Below are 17,554 nucleotides of genomic sequence, written 5' to 3'. Positions count from 1 at the left end.
ATATCTGGACGTTCTCCTTCCTGAAGCCGGTTTTCTGGCGTTGTTATTAAGCCTCGGGGTCAATGTGTTGACCCCGCTTGCCGTGTTGGTGGGTGTCCGCCAGCGCTGGCAAGGGGTGATGCGTCTGGCAAGCGTGGGAGTATGGGCGCAATTTGCGCTGCTGCTGCTGGCTTTTGCCATTCTGGTATTCTGCTTTTTGACCAGCGACTTTTCGGTGGTCTACGTTGCTCAGCACAGCTACAGCCTGCTGCCGTGGGGATTAAAACTGGCGGCGGTGTGGGGCGGTCATGAAGGATCGTTGCTGCTGTGGGTGCTGTTTCTTTCCGGCTGGAGCGCGCTGTTTGCTTTTCGCTATCGGCGTGATTCCGACGCGCTGTTTCCGCTGACGCTCAGCGTCCTCTCAATGATTACGGCCTTGCTGCTGCTGTTTGTGGTGGTATGGTCCGATCCGTTTGTGCGCATCTTCCCGCCGGCCATTGAAGGGCGCGACCTTAATCCGATGCTGCAACATCTCGGGTTAATCCTCCATCCGCCGCTGCTGTACCTGGGTTACGGTGGTTTAATGGTGGCGGCAGGCGTGGCGCTAGCCTCGCTGCTACGTGGTGACTTTAATGCGCAGAGCGCCTGGGTGTGCTGGCGCTGGGCGCTGCCCGGCTGGTGCGCGCTAACGCTGGGGATTATCCTCGGCTCCTGGTGGGCCTACTGCGAGCTGGGCTGGGGCGGCTGGTGGTTCTGGGACCCGGTAGAAAATGCCTCCTTATTACCCTGGCTTTCCGCCAGCGCGCTGCTGCATAGCCTTTACATCACGCGCCAGCGGGGGATCTTCCGCCATTGGTCGCTGTTGCTGGCGATCGTCACGCTGATTTTATCGCTGCTCGGGACGCTGATTGTGCGCTCCGGCATTCTCGTTTCGGTGCATGCTTTCGCGCTGGATAACGTTCGCGCCGCGCCGCTGTTTGCGCTGTTTACCGTATTGAGCCTGGCGTCGCTTGGGCTGTACGCCTGGCGAGGCCAGCAAGTCCGCCAGAGTGGGCGTTTTGGCGGCTGGTCGCGCGAGATGCTGATTCTGGTCGCGTTATTACTTTTTTGCGCGGTGCTGCTGATTGTGCTGATTGGTACCCTCTATCCGATGATTTACGGGTTGTTTGGCTGGGGGCGGCTCTCCGTGGGCGCGCCGTACTTTAACCGCGCCACGCTGCCTTTTGGCCTGCTGATGCTGCTGGTTATCGTGCTGGCAACGATCAGAAGCCGCAAAGTGTCTGTGCGTTGTCAACTTCCGGCGCTGCTGGCGCATGCCGGGGTGCTGGTGTTTGCTGCGGGGATCGTTTTCTCCAGCGGCAGTCGTCAGGAGATAAGCCTGAATCTGAGCCCGGGGCAGCAGGTGGAACTGGCGGGATACACTTTTCGTTTTGAGCGTCTCGACCTGGAAGCAAAAGGTAACTACACCAGTGAAAAAGCGCAGATCACGCTGTGGCAGGATGAGAAACGCATTGGCACCCTGCAGCCAGAAAGACGCTTCTATGCCGCGCGCCGTCAACAGATGATGGAGCCGGGGATCAACTGGAACCTGATGCATGACTGGTACGCGGTAATAGGCGAAAAAACCGGAGCGGACCGTTATGCCATGCGCTTGTACGTGCAGACCGGCGTGCGCTGGATCTGGGGAGGGGGATTGTTGATGGTGTTTGGCGCGTTGCTGAGCGCATGGCGAGGGAGGAAGCATCCTGAGTTATTGCCTGATGGCGCTGCGCTTATCAGGCCTACGAGTGAAAAGCAGGGTAGGCCGGATAAGGCGTTCACGCCGCCATCCGGCAAAACGATGTTACTTATGGCTTTACTGATTTTTCTGCCTTTTGCCACCCATGCCCAGGTTGTGGACACATGGACGTTTGCCAACCCGCAACAGCAGGAAAAAGCGCTGTCTATTGCCAGCCAACTGCGCTGTCCACAGTGTCAAAACCAAAACTTGCTGGAATCCAATGCGCCGGTAGCGGTCAGTATGCGCCATCAGGTTTATAGCATGGTGGCGGAAGGGAAAAGTGAAGCCGAGATAACGACGTGGATGACCGACCGTTACGGTGATTTCGTGCGCTACAACCCGCCGTTGAATGAGCAAACGCTGCTGCTGTGGGCGCTGCCGTGCCTGCTGTTATTACTGGTGGGCGTGGTGGTCTGGCGGGTGAGAAGTCGTCAGCGCGTAGAGGAGGGTGAGCAATGAACCAGAGCGAACACTCCACTGCGCCGTTACGCCCAATGCCTGTGAAGCGGCTGACTGCTGTAGCGGTGCTGATGGTTGCGGTCTGCATAGGAGGTTACCTGTCGACGCCAAAATGGCAGGCGGTTCGTCAGGAGCAGGCGCGGCTGGCGGACCCTTTACATGCGTTCTCCGATGAGAACCTTCAGGAAAAACAGCTGCTTTTGCTGCAATCGCAAATTCGCACCAATCCACAGGACGGTGTGAAATGGGCGCAACTTGGGGAGTACTATCTTTGGCAAAACGCGTACCATAATGCACTGCTGGCCTATGAGCAGGCGCTGCGTGTAGGTGGTGAAAATGCTGAGATCTATTCAGCGATGGCAACGGTATTGTACTACCAGGCCGGACAACATATGACGCCGCCCACTCGCGAGATGATTGATAAGGCCCTGGCGTTGGACCCGGCAGAGGTCACCGCCTTGATGCTGTTAGCTTCAGATGCGTTTATGCAGGCAGAATACGCCCAGGCTATATCAGTGTGGCAAAAAGTTATGGATTTAAACTCGCCGAGGGTGAACCGGGCGCAGCTCATTGACTCTATTAATATGGCGAAGTTGTTGCAGAATCGGCAAAAATAAATTTGTTTTTTTTGTGATTTGTATCATTTTGTCTGTTTAAAAAATAGGCAAACGAACAATTGAGCAAAAAAAAATCATGCCATGACTTCTTCATTTTTGAACATATTAAAATTCTTTTATAACAAAAAGTTATTCATTGTTACCGCGATAAAATCGCATTTTTATGCATAAATTCAGCCAAAGGCCCTGTTCTTAGAGGGTTGCGCGGAATGCCATGCAGATGATAATGATAATAAGCGTTAAAAAACTCCATAAACGAACGCAACACAATTCATACCCTTTCAGTATGTACTATTCCCACACACCGCATGTGGAATAGCGCTCCATCGAGGAAGTCCGTTGTTATGAAAAATTTGAAAGTCAGCCTGGCATGGCAGATTCTAATCGCCATGGTGCTGGGCATTCTGCTAGGGAGTTACCTGCATTACCATAGCGACAGCCGTGAATGGCTGGTTGTAAACCTGCTGTCACCGGCGGGCGATATCTTTATCCATCTGATCAAAATGATCGTTGTGCCCATTGTCATCTCTACGCTGATTGTCGGTATTGCCGGGGTCGGTGATGCCAAACAGCTGGGCCGCATTGGCGCCAAAACAATTCTCTATTTCGAAGTGATCACCACCGTGGCGATTATCCTTGGGATCACGCTGGCCAATGTGTTCCAGCCGGGTTCCGGGATTGATATGTCGCAACTGGCGACCGTGGATATTTCGAAATATCAAAGCACGACCGCAGAAGTACAGAGCCACGCGCATGGTCTGATGGGGACAATTTTGTCACTGGTGCCGACCAATATCGTCGCATCGATGGCAAAAGGCGATATGCTGCCGATTATCTTCTTCTCAGTGCTGTTCGGTTTAGGTCTGTCGTCCCTGCCGGCAACTCACCGCGAGCCGCTGGTTACCGTGTTCCGCTCTATTTCCGAAACCATGTTTAAAGTGACTCACATGGTGATGCGCTACGCGCCAGTCGGCGTTTTTGCGCTGATTGCCGTTACCGTCGCGAACTTCGGTTTTGCCTCCCTGTGGCCGCTGGCGAAGCTGGTGCTGTTGGTGCATTTCGCCATCCTGTTCTTCGCGCTGGTGGTGCTGGGGATTGTCGCGCGTATCTGCGGTTTGAGCATCTGGATCCTGATCCGCATTCTGAAAGATGAGCTGATTCTGGCTTACTCTACCGCCAGCTCCGAGAGCGTACTGCCGCGTATTATCGAGAAGATGGAAGCCTATGGCGCGCCAGCTTCAATCACCAGCTTTGTGGTGCCGACCGGCTACTCATTCAACCTTGATGGTTCAACGTTGTACCAGAGCATCGCTGCTATCTTTATCGCGCAGTTGTACGGTATCGACCTGTCGCTGTGGCAGGAAATCGTGCTGGTGCTGACGCTGATGGTGACCTCAAAAGGGATTGCGGGCGTGCCGGGCGTATCATTCGTGGTGCTGCTGGCTACGCTTGGCAGCGTGGGGATCCCGCTGGAAGGACTGGCGTTTATCGCTGGTGTTGACCGTATCCTCGATATGGCGCGTACCGCGCTGAACGTAGTGGGTAACGCGCTGGCGGTGCTGGTTATCGCCAAGTGGGAACACAAATTTGACCGCAAAAAAGCGCTGGCCTACGAGCGCGAGATGCTGGGTAAATTTGATAAGACTGCCTTGTAGGCCGGATAAGGCAACGCCGCCATCCGGCAACCTGCTCCGGGTTGCCTGATGGCGCTACGCTTATCAGGCCTACAGCGACTACGTTCATCCGGCAATGCAAACCATTACCCGTTTGTTAACTTATCAAACTCTTCGCAGCCGGTATCGAACCCTTCTATACAGCTCAGATTCAGCCAGTGCAACGCCTTCTGTTTATTCTTCACAATAAAACCCTGTTCACCGTTTAAGAACATCATTCCGGCCCAGTACTCGGAATAACCGGTGCGGGAAATGGCAGAGCTACGCTTGAAATACCACGTCGCTTTCTCATCATCTGCGGGAATACCCACGCCGTTGGCGTAAATCAGTCCGAGCAGCATTTGCGCGTCGACGGCGGAATCATTTTCCAGGTCTTCGGAGGCGTTTTGCAGCAAGGTAATAGCTTTAGGATAATCTGTGTGTCCTGCCTGGGTGTTGACCAGAATCCGCGCCAGGGTCAGTTCTCCCGCTTTACTGCCCGCTTTGGCTGCCTTTTCCGCCAGCGTTTTGGCCTGGGGGTAATCCAGACTGACCGGATTCGTAATTTTGATTTGCGCCAGTAGCGCGCAGGCGTCGGCATCGCCGTTGTCGGCGGCTTTTTGCGCCCAATACTCGGCTTTGCTCAAATCGCCTGAACTGAACCAGCTATCGGCAAGAAAGTACTGTGCGCGACGGTCCCCTGCCTCAGCGGCCTGTAAGTACTGGCTTCCTGGCTCAGTATCACTGGCATGGGCAAAGAATGTCATAAAGAACATCAATGCAATGAGTTGTTTCATTTTGAGTTTTATTTAGGGTACGGAATGAACAGTATAAAGAGATCGTATGGATAAAAAAACAGCCTCCGGGCGGAGGCTGTTGCAGAACAGGTACGTAAACGGACTAACCCATCGCGCTTTCGCGCAGGCTGGCTTTCAGCTTAGTGTACTCATCAATGACATACTGCTCGGCAGCGCGCTGATCGGCAATGCGTTCAACGTTAACGGCACAGTACTTATACTCCGGCGTTTTGGTAATCGGGCTTAAGTTCTCGGTTACCAGCTCATTACATGCGCCAATCCACCACTGGTAGGTCATGTAAATCGCGCCTTTGTTTGGACGATCGCTGACTGCCGCACGGGTAATGACCCGGCCTTTACGCGAATTAACCCATACCAGTTCTTCATCCTGGATGCCCAGGCGTTCTGCGTCGGCGGTGTTGATCTGGGCATAGCCCGGTTCATCCGCCAGCGCGGCCAGCGCCGCACAGTTACCGGTCATCGAACGGCAAGAGTAGTGGCCGACTTCACGCACTGTAGACAGCACCATCGGGTACTCCTCAGTGAGTTTGTCGATTGGCGCTACCCAGTCGCAGGTGAAGAACTGCGCCAGTCCGTTCGGGGTGTCGAACTTCTCTTTGAAAAGATAAGACGTACCCTGATCGGCTTCTGAGGTATCGCGACAAGGCCACTGGATATAACCCAGTTCGCCCATTTTCTCGTAAGTTGCACCGTAGAAATCAGGGCACAGATGACGCAACTCATCCCAGATTTCCTGGGTGTTGTTGTAGTGCATCGGGTAGCCCATACGGGTGGCGATTTCACTGATAATCTGCCAGTCCGTTTTCAGATCCCACTTCGGCTCAACGGCTTTAAAGAAGCGCTGGAAGCCACGGTCAGCCGCAGAGAAGACACCTTCATGCTCGCCCCATGACGTAGACGGTAAAATAACGTCTGCGGCAGCGGCAGTTTTGGTCATGAAGATATCCTGCACGATGACCAGTTCCAGATCCTCAAAGCCTTTGCGCACTGCGGAGAGTTCAGCATCGGTCTGTAATGGATCTTCACCCATAATGTACGCCGCGCGTACTTCGCCATGCGCCGCACGGTGCGGCAGTTCGCTGATGCGATAACCGGTATGCGCAGGCAGACTTTCCACGCCCCAGGCTTTAGCGAATTTCTCGCGGTTTTCCGGGAACTTAACGTACTGATAGCCCGGATAGGTATCCGGCAGCGCGCCCATGTCGCATGCGCCCTGAACGTTGTTCTGGCCACGAACCGGGTTAACGCCCACGCTTGGCTTACCGAGGTTACCGGTCAGCATTGCGAGGCTGGTCAGTGAACGCACGGTTTCCACGCCCTGATAGAACTGGGTAACACCCATGCCCCACAGGATGGCCGCGCTTTTTGCCGTGGCATACATACGTGCAGCCTGACGAATATCCTGCGCGCTAACGCCAGTAATATCTTCGACGGACTCCGGCGTGTAGCCTTCGACAATCTTGCTGTACTCTTCGAATCCTTCTGTACGGGAGGCGACGAACGCCTGGTCGTACAGTTTTTCTTCGATGATGACATGACCCATGGCGTTAAGCAGCGCGATGTTCGAGCCGTTTTTCAACGCGATGTGCATGTCGGCAATGCGCGCGGTTTCAATTTTGCGCGGATCGCAGACGATGATTTTCGCCCCGTTACGTTTAGCATTAATCACGTGATTCGCCACGATCGGGTGGGAATCCGCCGGGTTATACCCGAAGATGAACACTAAATCTGTGTTATCAATTTCATTGATAGCATTACTCATTGCGCCGTTACCGACCGATTGGTGCAGACCTGCAACCGATGGGCCGTGTCAGACGCGAGCGCAGCAGTCAACGTTATTGGTACCAATAACGGCGCGCGCGAATTTTTGCATTACATAGTTGGTTTCGTTACCCGTACCGCGAGATGAACCGGTCGTCTGAATAGCGTCCGGGCCATACTTCGCTTTGATGGCGCTCAGACGAGTGGCGACGTAATCAAGCGCTTCATCCCAGGAAACAGATTCCAGTTTGCCGCCACGCTGGCGACGGATCATTGGGGTTTTCAGACGAGGGGTCAGGATCTGGGTATCGTTGATAAAATCCCAGCCATAGTAGCCCTTCAGACACAGGGTACCCTGGTTGGTTTTCCCCTGCGCCGCTTCAGCCCGGACGATTTTGCCGTTATCGACCACCAGGTTGATTTTGCAACCTGATGCGCAATATGGGCAAACCGTGACGACTTTTTTCATCGGTCTCGCTCCAGTTAATCAAATCGCGCATACGCGCTTGTCGCTTTAGTTATGCATCTTTTATGCCATGTTTTTATCAGGGGCATTAGTTGATATTACGGGCGAATTTTGCGCAAAACCCTGACGAAAAACAGGCTGTCGTCATATTTGACGTGACGAATCTCCAATACGTGACGGCCCGGCAGTGTGACCGAGGTTATGTTTCCCACACATCCTTGTGCCTTATCGCTGTCACTCTGTGCAGAATCAATCACACTCATTTAAGTTGGCCAGAAATGGGGAAAAACAATGAAGCCAGCCATACTGGTTGTGGATGATGACATCGCTGTCTGCACACTTTTACAGGATGTGCTAAGCGAACACGTCTTTGCGGTGACCGCTTGTCACACCGGGCAGGAGGCGCTGCGCTGCATTGAGACTCAGCCGGAAATCGCTCTGGTATTGCTGGACATGATGTTGCCTGATATTAACGGTCTGATGGTGCTGCAGCAGGTGCAAAAGATGAGACCCGGATTACCGGTGGTGATGCTGACGGGGCTTGGCAGCGAGTCGGATGTGGTTGTCGGGCTGGAGATGGGCGCTGACGACTACATCGGTAAACCGTTCAATGCGCGGGTGCTGGTGGCACGGGTAAAGGCGGTGCTCAGACGCGTCGGCGTGTTAATGGCAGAGAGCGGCGGCCCGCAAACTTCGGGGCTTTCTTTTAACGGCTGGCATCTCGATACTGCCGGTTGCCAGCTACATAATCCCCAGCAATTGAAGGTGGAGTTGACGCAGGGGGAATACAGCCTGCTGCTGGCGCTGGCCCAAAACGCCCGCCGGGTGCTGAGTCGGGAACAACTGCTGGAACTGACGCGCAGCGACAGCGTCGAGGTGTTTGACCGCACCATTGATGTGTTAATCATGCGGCTGCGGCGAAAAATAGAGATCAACCCGCACCAGCCAATGTTGATCAAAACCCTGCGCGGGCTGGGTTATGTGTTTGCCGCCGACGTGCAGCATCACGATAAGGCGGCGTAAACGCCTTATCCGGCCTACAAAAGTGATAACGACCCCGTAGGCCTGATAAGCGCAGCGCATCAGGCATCAGCCATCCCGGCTTCTAACTCTGCCAGCGTTTTCGCGCCGTCTATCGCGTTGGCGCACAGCAAACTGGCCCGCGCGCAGGCGTGCGCCAGTCTGACGCTGTCCGTCAGCGACCAGCGCTCATGGCAGCCATACAAAAATCCGGCGCAAAACGCATCTCCCGCCCCAACGCTGCCAACGATCTCCTCCTGCGCCAGATAGTGTGACGGGATCCAGACGCCCGGCAGGTCCGGCGCTTCTCCCCAGGCACCTTCCGGACAGTGAATAACCACCCGCTGGCGTACGCCTGCATTCAACAGCTCGCGCGCAGCGGTGGCGATGTGTGCAATATGCAGTTCGCCGTTGGGCTGGCGGATCTCCAGCCCGCTGAACTCCCCGGCTTCCAGTTCGTTAATCACCAGATAGTCGAGATGGCGTAACGCTGGCATCACCAGCGGCTGGTAACGCGGGTCACCCTTGCGTGAGACCAGATCCAGCGACGTTTCAAAGCCATTGTCGCGCATTTGTGCCAGCAGCCGGGCGCTACGCGTCCCGTACTCCTCATCCGGCATGTCCAGACTGTCGAGCAGCAGCAGATACCCCAGATGGAAGATTTTCATCGAGGTATCCAGTTGCTCAAAAGCGGGCAGATCCAGCAGTCGGTTGGCGCCAGGCGAGTGGAAAAAGGTGCGCTGACCGCTGGGATCGGTCATTACCTGCGACATCGACGTGGGGGCGAATGTTGTGCGCTGCACGTGTTGGCGATTAACGTGATACTGCTCCAGCATCGCCATGATGTAGTCGCCGTCGCTGTCCTGACCGATTAACCCCACCGCCTGTAGCGGCAGTCCGGCGTGCATTTTCGCCAGCGTCAGCAGCACGTTGAGCGGCGCACCGCCCGTGGCGCGTTCGCTACGGGTGATTTCCGCCAGCCAGCCGCGTTCCGGCCACTGCACAATTTGATGTACATGATCGACCAGCATGTTGCCTGCAGCGATAACGCCTTTGCGTTCCATCAGACCCGTCCCGCGCTGCCAAAAATGCGCATCTGTTCTGAAACGGTATCGGTAATGGCTTCTTCAATACCGAGTAGCAGTTCGGCGAATTCGTCGTACAGCGGCTGACGATTCGCCATCCGCGTCTCTACTGCCGACAGCGCCGCCTGCGACATGCCGGTATAGAAGTTGATTTTATGAATGCCGAGTTCAATCGCGCGCTTGAAATCGTCGTCGCTGATGCCGGAACCGCCGTGCAGTACCAGCGGGATTGCCGCCTGCTGGCGAATAGCGTCCAGACGCGGGAAGTCGAGCACCGGTTCGCCTTTATATTTTCCGTGCGCATTGCCAATGGCGACCGCCAGTGCGTCAATCCCGGTTCTGTCGACGAAATCACGCGCCATCATCGGGTCGGTAAATAACGACTCGTCGGCATGACCGTACAGCGCGCCGCCTTCATCACCGCCCACCGCGCCCAGTTCGGCTTCCACCGACACGCCGACGGCATGGCACATCTTTACCACTTCGCGGGTCTGGCGGACATTTTCTTCATACTCCAGCGTGGAGCCATCGAACATCACTGAACTGAACCCTAAGCGTAGTGCCCGAACCACCGACTCAAAGTGCAGGCCGTGGTCAAGGTTCAATACCACCGGAATGTCATGCCGCGCGGCTTCGAATTTGACCGCTTCGACCAGTGAATCCAGCGAGATATATTTAAAGTGCACCTCGGCGATGTTGATGATAAACGGCGAACGTTCCTGCTTTGCCGCGGCAAACAGCGCGCGCAGGAAGTGGGAGTCCAGAACGTTAAACGCCCCTAAGGCATAGCGATGCTCACGGGCATGGGCAAGGCCATCAGCGAGAGATATCAACGGCATAATGCGCTCCTTGGTTAGCGGAACAGGCGATATTCGTTACACAGCACCAGCTGCGCAGGTTCGTCTTCTTCAATGTCGTTATAGCGGGCGATCGGTTGCAGAAAGTGGTTATCGTGGTCGTCGTCATTAACAGACGAAACCTCGCCGACCAGCACGTCGCCAAAACCTTTTTCCGCCCAGAAGCTGTGATACAGGCCCGGTGGCAGGCAGATGCTTTCACCCGGCGTCAGGCGCAACTGACTGCCTGCCGCATGGGTTTGCCGACAGCCGTCAATCACCACGCTTACGTCGGTCTGCTCCGTTTGCTCCCGGATCCCCGCATTCCACAGTTCCACTATTAAATTGCCGCCGCCGCGATTGATAATGTCTTCGCGCTTGCGCCAGTGAAAATGCATCGGCGTGACCTGTGCATCGCGAACATGCATGATTTTCTCGGCGTAGCATTTTTCATAAGGCATACCTTTCGGCGAGCCGTTACGCAGAGTGAACAGCGTTAACCCTTGCGCGGCGAAATTGTTGCCGCCAAACGCGGTGACATCCCAACCGAGCTTTAGGTCGAACACTTCGCCCCAGGCAGAGGCATCAAGCTTGTGCCATTGGGTCGGCGGGAAACTGGCAAAAGGGGGGAGATGCACGTCGTGCTGAGAGAAAAACTGGCGCGTGTGGCCAAGGATCTCGTTTATTGCGGAGCGTTTCATTGATTCTCCTGTGGCTGATAAGATGACCTTTATGCGGCCCTCTCTCAAGGGGAGAGGGAGAAAACCAAAATCTTTCCTGGTGAATACATGGGCATAATCCAGTTACCTCTCCCCTCACAGCAGAATAGGGAATAGTTATATTTTATTGTGTTTTTTTATGGAAGGATGTGATTTATTCAATAAAATAATAAATAAAAAGGCTGTTTTTATAAATGTTATTAAAAATCATTGCCTTAATACTTGGTTTTTTAGTCGCGCCTCAGTTTTTGGAACCATTTGGATGTGATTATTGGATTGTTGCCTTACGATGAAAAAACGAATACTGGGCTATATAAACCGTTTTGTTAGAAAATGATGTCATTGAATCTAAATTCGCGCCAGTTAATCGTTTATTTATATGTCAGGATTATATTACACGTTTAACCAATAATAATTAATTCACTTTCCAGATTTGTTTCCAGTAAAAAAATAACCTTTTTTTTATTATTGTTGATATGCTGACTGGACTTTATTTCTTATGTATTACTTTCTTTTGGTAAGGGATGCGATAATGAAAAAAGGATCAGGGTTCTATAATCTGGAAGGTATAGTTTCAGAGGAGAGTATAAATAAGTATTTATTCTCTGTTAGGGACGAGGGTAAGTTAGGGTTGCTGGATGTTGAAACAATTGAAGGTCATGAAAATTTAAGTAAACCATACAGTTATAAAATTAGATTCACATCAAAACAAAAAAACATCCCTCCTGACTCACTTCTTAACATTGAAGGCTCGCTGAAAATCAGAGCACCTAATCATAACTGGAATAAATATATTCAAGGTTCTGAGAAGTGGCTATATGAACGGCAAATTGAAGGCGTCATTACGTCATTTTCGCTTATTAGCACATCAGCGGATGAGTCACTGTACGAAATCAGGTTAGAGCATAAGCTGGCATTACTCTCACGATGCAAGCGTTCGGCTATTTACCTGAACATAAATGTGCCGAAACTGGTCACGCAGATCCTCAAAGAACATGCTTTTGCCGATTATGAAATCGACTTTGATAATCTTGTTTGTATCTATCCCAACCGGGAAATGATTGTTCAGTGGGAGGAGTCAGATTTAGCGTTTATCAGCCGCATCCTGTCAGAAGTTGGGATCTGGTTCAGGATCGCAAATCATCATGCTGTTTCGCACATTATGGTGGTTATCTTCAGTGATTCACAATGCCAATACCTCTTTGATCAAAAGATTATGCACTCATCCCATGCCGGGCTGACATCAAATGAGTATTCGATCGATCAGCTGGTATCAAAGCACAACGTTGTCTCCGCTGGCGTTAAAGTGAAGAACTTTGATTACAGGCTGGCAAACTCGCAGATGCTAAACGCTGACGCCGATGTGTCTGCGGAAAGGGCTACGGCATATGGCACAGAGTATCGCTATGCGGATATCCATCATCAGCCAGGATCGCAATTTGCCGAGGCGCAGCCAGGCGAGTCCAGCTGGTTTTACGCCAAACTGCATCACGAAATTATTCTTAATAATCAATCCATTTTAACCGGTGTGACCACCAGTCCGTCGATCGTGCCGGGGATGGTGCTGGAAATTGACGGCGCCATTCCACATGCCTTCGCCTCTGGATTTGTGGTAACGGCAATGCAGGTGACGGGGAGGCGCGATGCAGCGCTCCAGTCCCGGCTTATCGGTATTCCCTACAGCCAGAACGTTTGTTTTCGACCGCAGCCGCTACCCCGGCCACGTATTGCAGGTACTGTTCCCGCGATCGTTTCATCACCAATAGACAATGACCAATATGCTCATATCGATGTGCAGGGTCGCTATTGGGTGAAGTTTGATTTTGACCTCGACCAGCACAGGCAAGGTTATGAAAGCATGCCCGTTCGTCTGGCGCGGGTTTATGCCGGTGATACTTATGGTCATCACTTTCCGTTAATCCAGGGCACAGAGGTCGCCATTGCGTTTGAAGGCGGCGATCCGGAAAGACCTTTTATTGCGCACGCTCTGCATCATGCTCCAAAGCCTGATCCCGTTACCAGCCGCAACAATACTCGTAACGTCATCCGCACTGCGGGTCTTAATAAGCTGCGGATGGAGGACCGGCGCGGGCAGGAACACGTCAAACTGAGTACCGAGTACGGCAAAACGCAGTTGAACATGGGCCATCTTGTAGATGCTGGCGGTAAACCTCGCGGCGAAGGCGCAGAACTGCGCACCGATGACCGCGCGGTCCTGAGGGCGGCAAAGGGGATACTACTCACGACTGAGGCGCAGCCAAAAGCCCAGGGTAAGCAGCTCGATATGAGCGCAGTGGTTCAGCAGCTTCAGGCCGCGCTTACGCTGGCAACGTCGCTTCAGCAGAGCGCGCTGACGGCGCAGGCGTTAAATGTCGAACTGGGACCGCAGCAGCAGCTTAACGCCGCGCTTGAACAGCTTACCCGCTCGGGGCTGGTGGCCTATGCCGATCACGGTATGGCCCTGCTGACACCGCAAACGATGGCATTATCAGCAGACAAAGATTTGTCGCTAAACGCCGCCAGCAACGGCAGTTTTAACGTCTTTAAAAAACTCTCAATGGCCGTTGGGCAGGGCCTGTCACTTTTCAGCAGAGCTATCGGAATCAAAATCATCGCCGCAAAAGATGATATTTCCGTCCAGGCGCAGCGCGGGGAAATGGGCCTGCTTTCTGATAAGCATTTTCATATTCAGAGTATGAACGGCAACGTGACCATCAGCGCCAGGAAGAATATCCAGCTTTTGTGCGGTGGTGGCGGTATCAGAATAAATGAAGACGGCTCAGTAAAAATATTCTCTCCCGCAAAAGTGCAGTTGAAAGGCACCACTCTTGACTGGAGCGGACCGGAGTCGGCAAAAGATAAAACCCCTGTCTTTCAGGAAGAACAGTTTCATCGCCGCATTAAATTACATGGCTCTGGCAACCCAGACGATGTTCTAAAAAATACAAAATTCAGACTGACTAAGGCATCAGGCGAAACCATTGAAGGCGTCACAGACGATGAAGGAATGACGCCGTTATTGGATATGACTGAAATGGACGAAATGAAAATGGAGATTTTGCCAAATGAGTAACAGTCCCTTTAATCCGCAGGTGGTGGCGACAGGTGTACAGGGCGTGCCTAAATCTACGGGCGGAAAAATGGCGGTCTGCGACGTGCCCGTTAAGTATTCCATGCCCTGCATTGTGATCCTTGTGCACGGCGTCAACGATGTGGGCGAGGCCTATCAGAATCAGGAGGAGGGTATTATCGCTGGCCTGAATGAACGTATGGGTCGCACGGATATGTATCCGCATGAATGGCAGCAGTACAAAATGGATATGGGCGATGGCGAGCAGCAGAATATAAAAATGCCCGGACGCAGCCCGGTCATTCCATTTTATTGGGGGTATAAACCCGTCGATCATGCGACGTATATAGAAGACCAGCGGCGTTATCGTGAAGAACGGGCTAAATCAGGAGACGCCGCAAAACTGCCTTACAACGCCTATCAGGAAGATGACCACGCAAAGCTGGAAAAACTGGGGCATATTCCCCAAACCACGTTGAAATATCAGAATGATAATTTCGGTAATGTTCTCGATGATGTGTACGCCAAAGGCGGGGGTACCTTTGCCAATGCGACAACCACTATTCCGGATATGTTAGGCCCTGGCTCCGGCGGCCTGGCGAACGGTGCGGCAGGATTTGCATCACTGTATATGAATGTCGGGGATTTTACGCACCCTATTTATGACAATCCGCACCGTATTTATCAGTTTTTTGCCGCGCAGCGGCTGGCTGATTTAATCCTGATGATTCGAAGAGAACCGGCAACAAAGTTCGATCCCATTAATATCATTGCGCACTCCCAGGGAACGATCATTACCATGCTGGCTAATATGCTGGTTATGCAGGCTAATGAGAAACCCGCTGACTGTGTGATACTTAACCATTCTCCCTACGCACTGGAAAAAACGGCTGCTGAAAGTGTCACACCTGGACATCACCAGACGGATCGCGCCCGACAGCAGACGTTTAAAAATTTCTGTCATTTGATGGCGACCAACGCCAGATATGGCAAGGGGCAATATCACACGCAGGCCGAGATTGATGAATTAGAAGGCGCGCTGTGCCTGAGTAAAACCAATTCACAGTGGCGCAAGAATAAACTTTATACGCGTAATAACTTTGGCAAGGTATATAACTATTTTTGCCCCAATGACAGTGTGGTTTCATTACTTAACGTCCAGGGTTTGGGCTGGCGGGGAGTCCCCCATAACATTGCCAGCGGCATAGAAAATCTGCGCCAGCGGGTTTTCTGTGAAAATGGTCCGGAAATAGGCGGCAGCCCGCTGAGCGTGCCTTTTGAAATGCCGGCGTTAAAAAAGGATTGTTTTGATCAGGATACGGGCGCGACCAGACAATATACGTTTGCGGATGTGGTTGTTAACGGCGAACAGCTCCCCGTTACCTTCAGACACCAGTTACAGGGCGCGGGAAGTCAGTATAAATATTCGATAGCGCCAGGTTCACCCGATCAGGACATCTCATTTTCTGCAAAAGCCACGGTTATTGCGCGCACTGAGACAGATTTCAAAAATCTCAGCGGCGCAGGTTTCGATTATTTACAGCCGGGCCAGGAATTAACGCCCACTGAACTTGCGATATTCTCCAAAAAATATGGCAAGCCTTATACCAAAGGCGTTGTTCTGGGCGGGGGATACAATAAGACCGTTCAGTTGATTTATGAAAAAACGCCGGATGAGCTGCAAAAAGAATGGATGCAATCAGAGAAGGTTGGTTACAGCCAGCATTCCTCTATTGTTATGTCGAAAGATGCCCCCGCGAAAGCGATGCCTTTCGATCTGGCGGTGGGAATATGCAGGGCATTTGATCACCGCTGCGGAGAATTCTGGACCGAGCTACTCCTGCGCGGAGACTGGCGTATGAAGCGTAATGGTTTCAAGGATACAGTTAATTATTATAACTCGGGGGTATTGAATAAAGCAGATACAAAAGAACATATGAATAGACCGGATGATATTTTACCGACAGGAGAGTTTGGCGTGGTTAACGAATATTGTCATTCAACAACGGTTCAACCTGCCAGACACAATGAAATATACAATGCCGAGACTCCAAATCTGCAATGGGATATGCCCAAACCGCTTAACGTTTAAGGATGAATTATGAAACCAGGAATTAGGGTAAGAGTAATCGTTGGGGCAATTTCACTATGCGCCATCGCTGCCTGTACAGAAAAAATACCATCACAAGTAATTTACCGGTTTGATGATAATCGCTACCTGGAGTTGATCGGTTATGATTGTGAAGGATATGTTGTTTACCATGACATAAAAAGAAAGGTCCACAAATCAATTTATGGCAATCCAATCTATAGGGTTTTCTCGGGTGAGTTTATCCATCCCTCAGAACAGTACATACTTGTGCCTGAGTGGGAGCCTGGGGCATATAAAATATCTAAAGATTACGGACAAACGTGGCAGGTCGCAAAATATATGGCTCCTTTCCCGGCGCTGGAGAGAAACTCAGACGGTGTTATGCGTGACAGACCTGAAGGAAAAGAAATAAAAAGAGTGGTGGTAGTTAATAATCAGGCATTTATTTCCACTGCACAAGGACATTTGTATATGAGCTCATACCCTTTTGACGACCCGCGTCTGGCGCCGGGTGGACCGGGTATAGATTATCAATACTTTGATGACACGTATTATCTCTACAAACCGGGCAAGCATAAATCCAGTGGCGAGTATGTGGACGGTCATACCAGTCCTGAGTTTCCAGGTGCTGCGTGGGGAACGGTGGTGTTTATGAAAGCATCTTTAGCCCATTTAACGGAAGGTTATAAGGCCAACTATCAAAACCTGCCGGACAAAGAGCCGGAGGTGGTGGGCTATAAGGGCTGGACCCGGATGCACTGCGATATGGATGCGGGGAAATAATCTGCAATGGGATATGCCCAAACCGCTTAACGTTTAAGGATAAATTATGAATAAGGGAAGTGCGTTAAAAATAATAATCGGAACTATTTCGCTATGTGCTATCGCTGCCTGTACAAAAAAAGCACCCTCACAGGTTATTTATCGCTATGATGATAACCGATATCTGGAATTAAAAGGCTATAATTGTGAGGGAGCGCTTTGGTATCATGATACCAGGCGGAATATACATAAAGAATTAGTGAATGGCATTTATTCAACGTATCAGATATTTTCCGGAGTATATATTCATCCGTCAGATAAGTATATTCTGATACCGCGATGGGAGCCAGGGGCATACACAATATCTAAAGACTATGGACAAACGTGGCAGGTCGCAACGTATATGTCCCCATCTCAGGGGCAAGAGAAAAATTCTGA

13 protein-coding genes are annotated in these 17,554 nt (G+C 51.9%); 8 read left to right on the top strand and 5 right to left on the bottom strand.

What is annotated here, in order from left to right; translation table 11 throughout:
* The first annotated feature begins 4 nt into the window (after positions 1–4).
* The 3 genes from nrfF to gltP all read left to right on the top strand — a co-directional run bounded on the left by nrfF (position 5) and on the right by gltP (position 4,490).
* On the top strand, positions 5–2,218 hold the full coding sequence (gene nrfF / locus OGV94_RS12870) for a heme lyase NrfEFG subunit NrfF (RefSeq protein ID WP_087051808.1): 2,214 nt from the start codon (positions 5–7) through the stop codon (positions 2,216–2,218).
* Entirely contained in the window at positions 2,215–2,835 is a 621-nt protein-coding gene (nrfG, locus tag OGV94_RS12865) for a heme lyase NrfEFG subunit NrfG (protein WP_286523509.1), read from the top strand. Before nrfF ends, nrfG begins: the two co-directional genes overlap by 4 nt.
* Before the next feature lie 344 nt (positions 2,836–3,179).
* Positions 3,180–4,490: a glutamate/aspartate:proton symporter GltP gene (gltP, locus tag OGV94_RS12860; RefSeq protein ID WP_043018099.1), complete on the top strand. Its 1,311-nt coding sequence runs from the start codon at positions 3,180–3,182 to the stop codon at positions 4,488–4,490.
* A gap of 104 nt (positions 4,491–4,594) precedes the next feature.
* Here gltP and yjcO read toward each other — a convergent pair whose 3' ends face one another.
* Both yjcO and fdhF read right to left on the bottom strand, forming a co-directional pair.
* The gene (gene yjcO, locus OGV94_RS12855) at positions 4,595–5,284 is read right to left on the bottom strand and encodes a Sel1 family TPR-like repeat protein YjcO (RefSeq protein ID WP_043018100.1); all 690 of its coding nucleotides are present in this window, start codon (positions 5,282–5,284) and stop codon (positions 4,595–4,597) included.
* 103 nt (positions 5,285–5,387) lie between these two features.
* Positions 5,388–7,535 (bottom strand): formate dehydrogenase subunit alpha, encoded by a 2,148-nt coding sequence (fdhF, locus tag OGV94_RS12850; RefSeq protein ID WP_080625853.1) that lies wholly within the window; start codon positions 7,533–7,535, stop codon positions 5,388–5,390.
* Positions 7,536–7,823: 288 nt separating this feature from the next.
* Between fdhF and OGV94_RS12845 the strand changes: the two genes are divergently transcribed.
* On the top strand, positions 7,824–8,555 hold the full coding sequence (locus OGV94_RS12845) for a response regulator (RefSeq protein ID WP_043018102.1): 732 nt from the start codon (positions 7,824–7,826) through the stop codon (positions 8,553–8,555).
* 59 nt (positions 8,556–8,614) lie between these two features.
* On the opposite strand, the gene OGV94_RS12840 is transcribed toward OGV94_RS12845, so the two are convergent.
* From OGV94_RS12840 to OGV94_RS12830, 3 genes are read right to left on the bottom strand one after another with little or no spacing between them, the layout of a single operon-like run.
* Positions 8,615–9,619, bottom strand: a complete 1,005-nt coding sequence (locus OGV94_RS12840; protein ID WP_087051810.1) for a carbohydrate kinase family protein — start codon at positions 9,617–9,619, stop codon at positions 8,615–8,617.
* Positions 9,616–10,476, bottom strand: coding sequence for a ketose 1,6-bisphosphate aldolase (locus OGV94_RS12835; RefSeq protein ID WP_075145344.1), 861 nt, complete (start codon positions 10,474–10,476; stop codon positions 9,616–9,618). Before OGV94_RS12835 ends, OGV94_RS12840 begins: the two co-directional genes overlap by 4 nt.
* A 14-nt stretch (positions 10,477–10,490) precedes the next feature.
* A complete protein-coding gene (locus tag OGV94_RS12830) occupies positions 10,491–11,174 on the bottom strand; it encodes a D-lyxose/D-mannose isomerase (RefSeq protein ID WP_043018105.1) in 684 nt (227 codons plus the stop codon).
* A 517-nt stretch (positions 11,175–11,691) separates the two neighbouring features.
* Between OGV94_RS12830 and OGV94_RS12825 the strand changes: the two genes are divergently transcribed.
* The 4 genes from OGV94_RS12825 to OGV94_RS12810 form a co-directional block, all read left to right on the top strand.
* The gene (locus OGV94_RS12825) at positions 11,692–14,265 is read left to right on the top strand and encodes a type VI secretion system Vgr family protein (RefSeq protein ID WP_353622572.1); all 2,574 of its coding nucleotides are present in this window, start codon (positions 11,692–11,694) and stop codon (positions 14,263–14,265) included.
* Positions 14,258–16,354: a T6SS effector phospholipase Tle3 domain-containing protein gene (locus OGV94_RS12820; RefSeq protein WP_286523505.1), complete on the top strand. Its 2,097-nt coding sequence runs from the start codon at positions 14,258–14,260 to the stop codon at positions 16,352–16,354. The genes OGV94_RS12825 and OGV94_RS12820 overlap by 8 nt, the downstream gene beginning before the upstream one ends.
* A 9-nt stretch (positions 16,355–16,363) precedes the next feature.
* The gene (locus OGV94_RS12815; protein ID WP_220772474.1) at positions 16,364–17,137 is read left to right on the top strand and encodes a T6SS immunity protein Tli3 family protein; all 774 of its coding nucleotides are present in this window, start codon (positions 16,364–16,366) and stop codon (positions 17,135–17,137) included.
* A 46-nt stretch (positions 17,138–17,183) separates the two neighbouring features.
* A partial coding sequence (locus OGV94_RS12810; protein ID WP_502874132.1) for a T6SS immunity protein Tli3 family protein occupies positions 17,184–17,554 on the top strand: 371 nt, incomplete at its 3' end.

The organism is Citrobacter sp. Ce006, assembly GCF_030336535.1.
Lineage (GTDB): Bacteria > Pseudomonadota > Gammaproteobacteria > Enterobacterales > Enterobacteriaceae > Citrobacter > Citrobacter europaeus.
The sequence above is the reverse complement of the archived record's forward strand: the minus strand, read 5'-3'. Positions and strand labels throughout refer to the sequence as shown.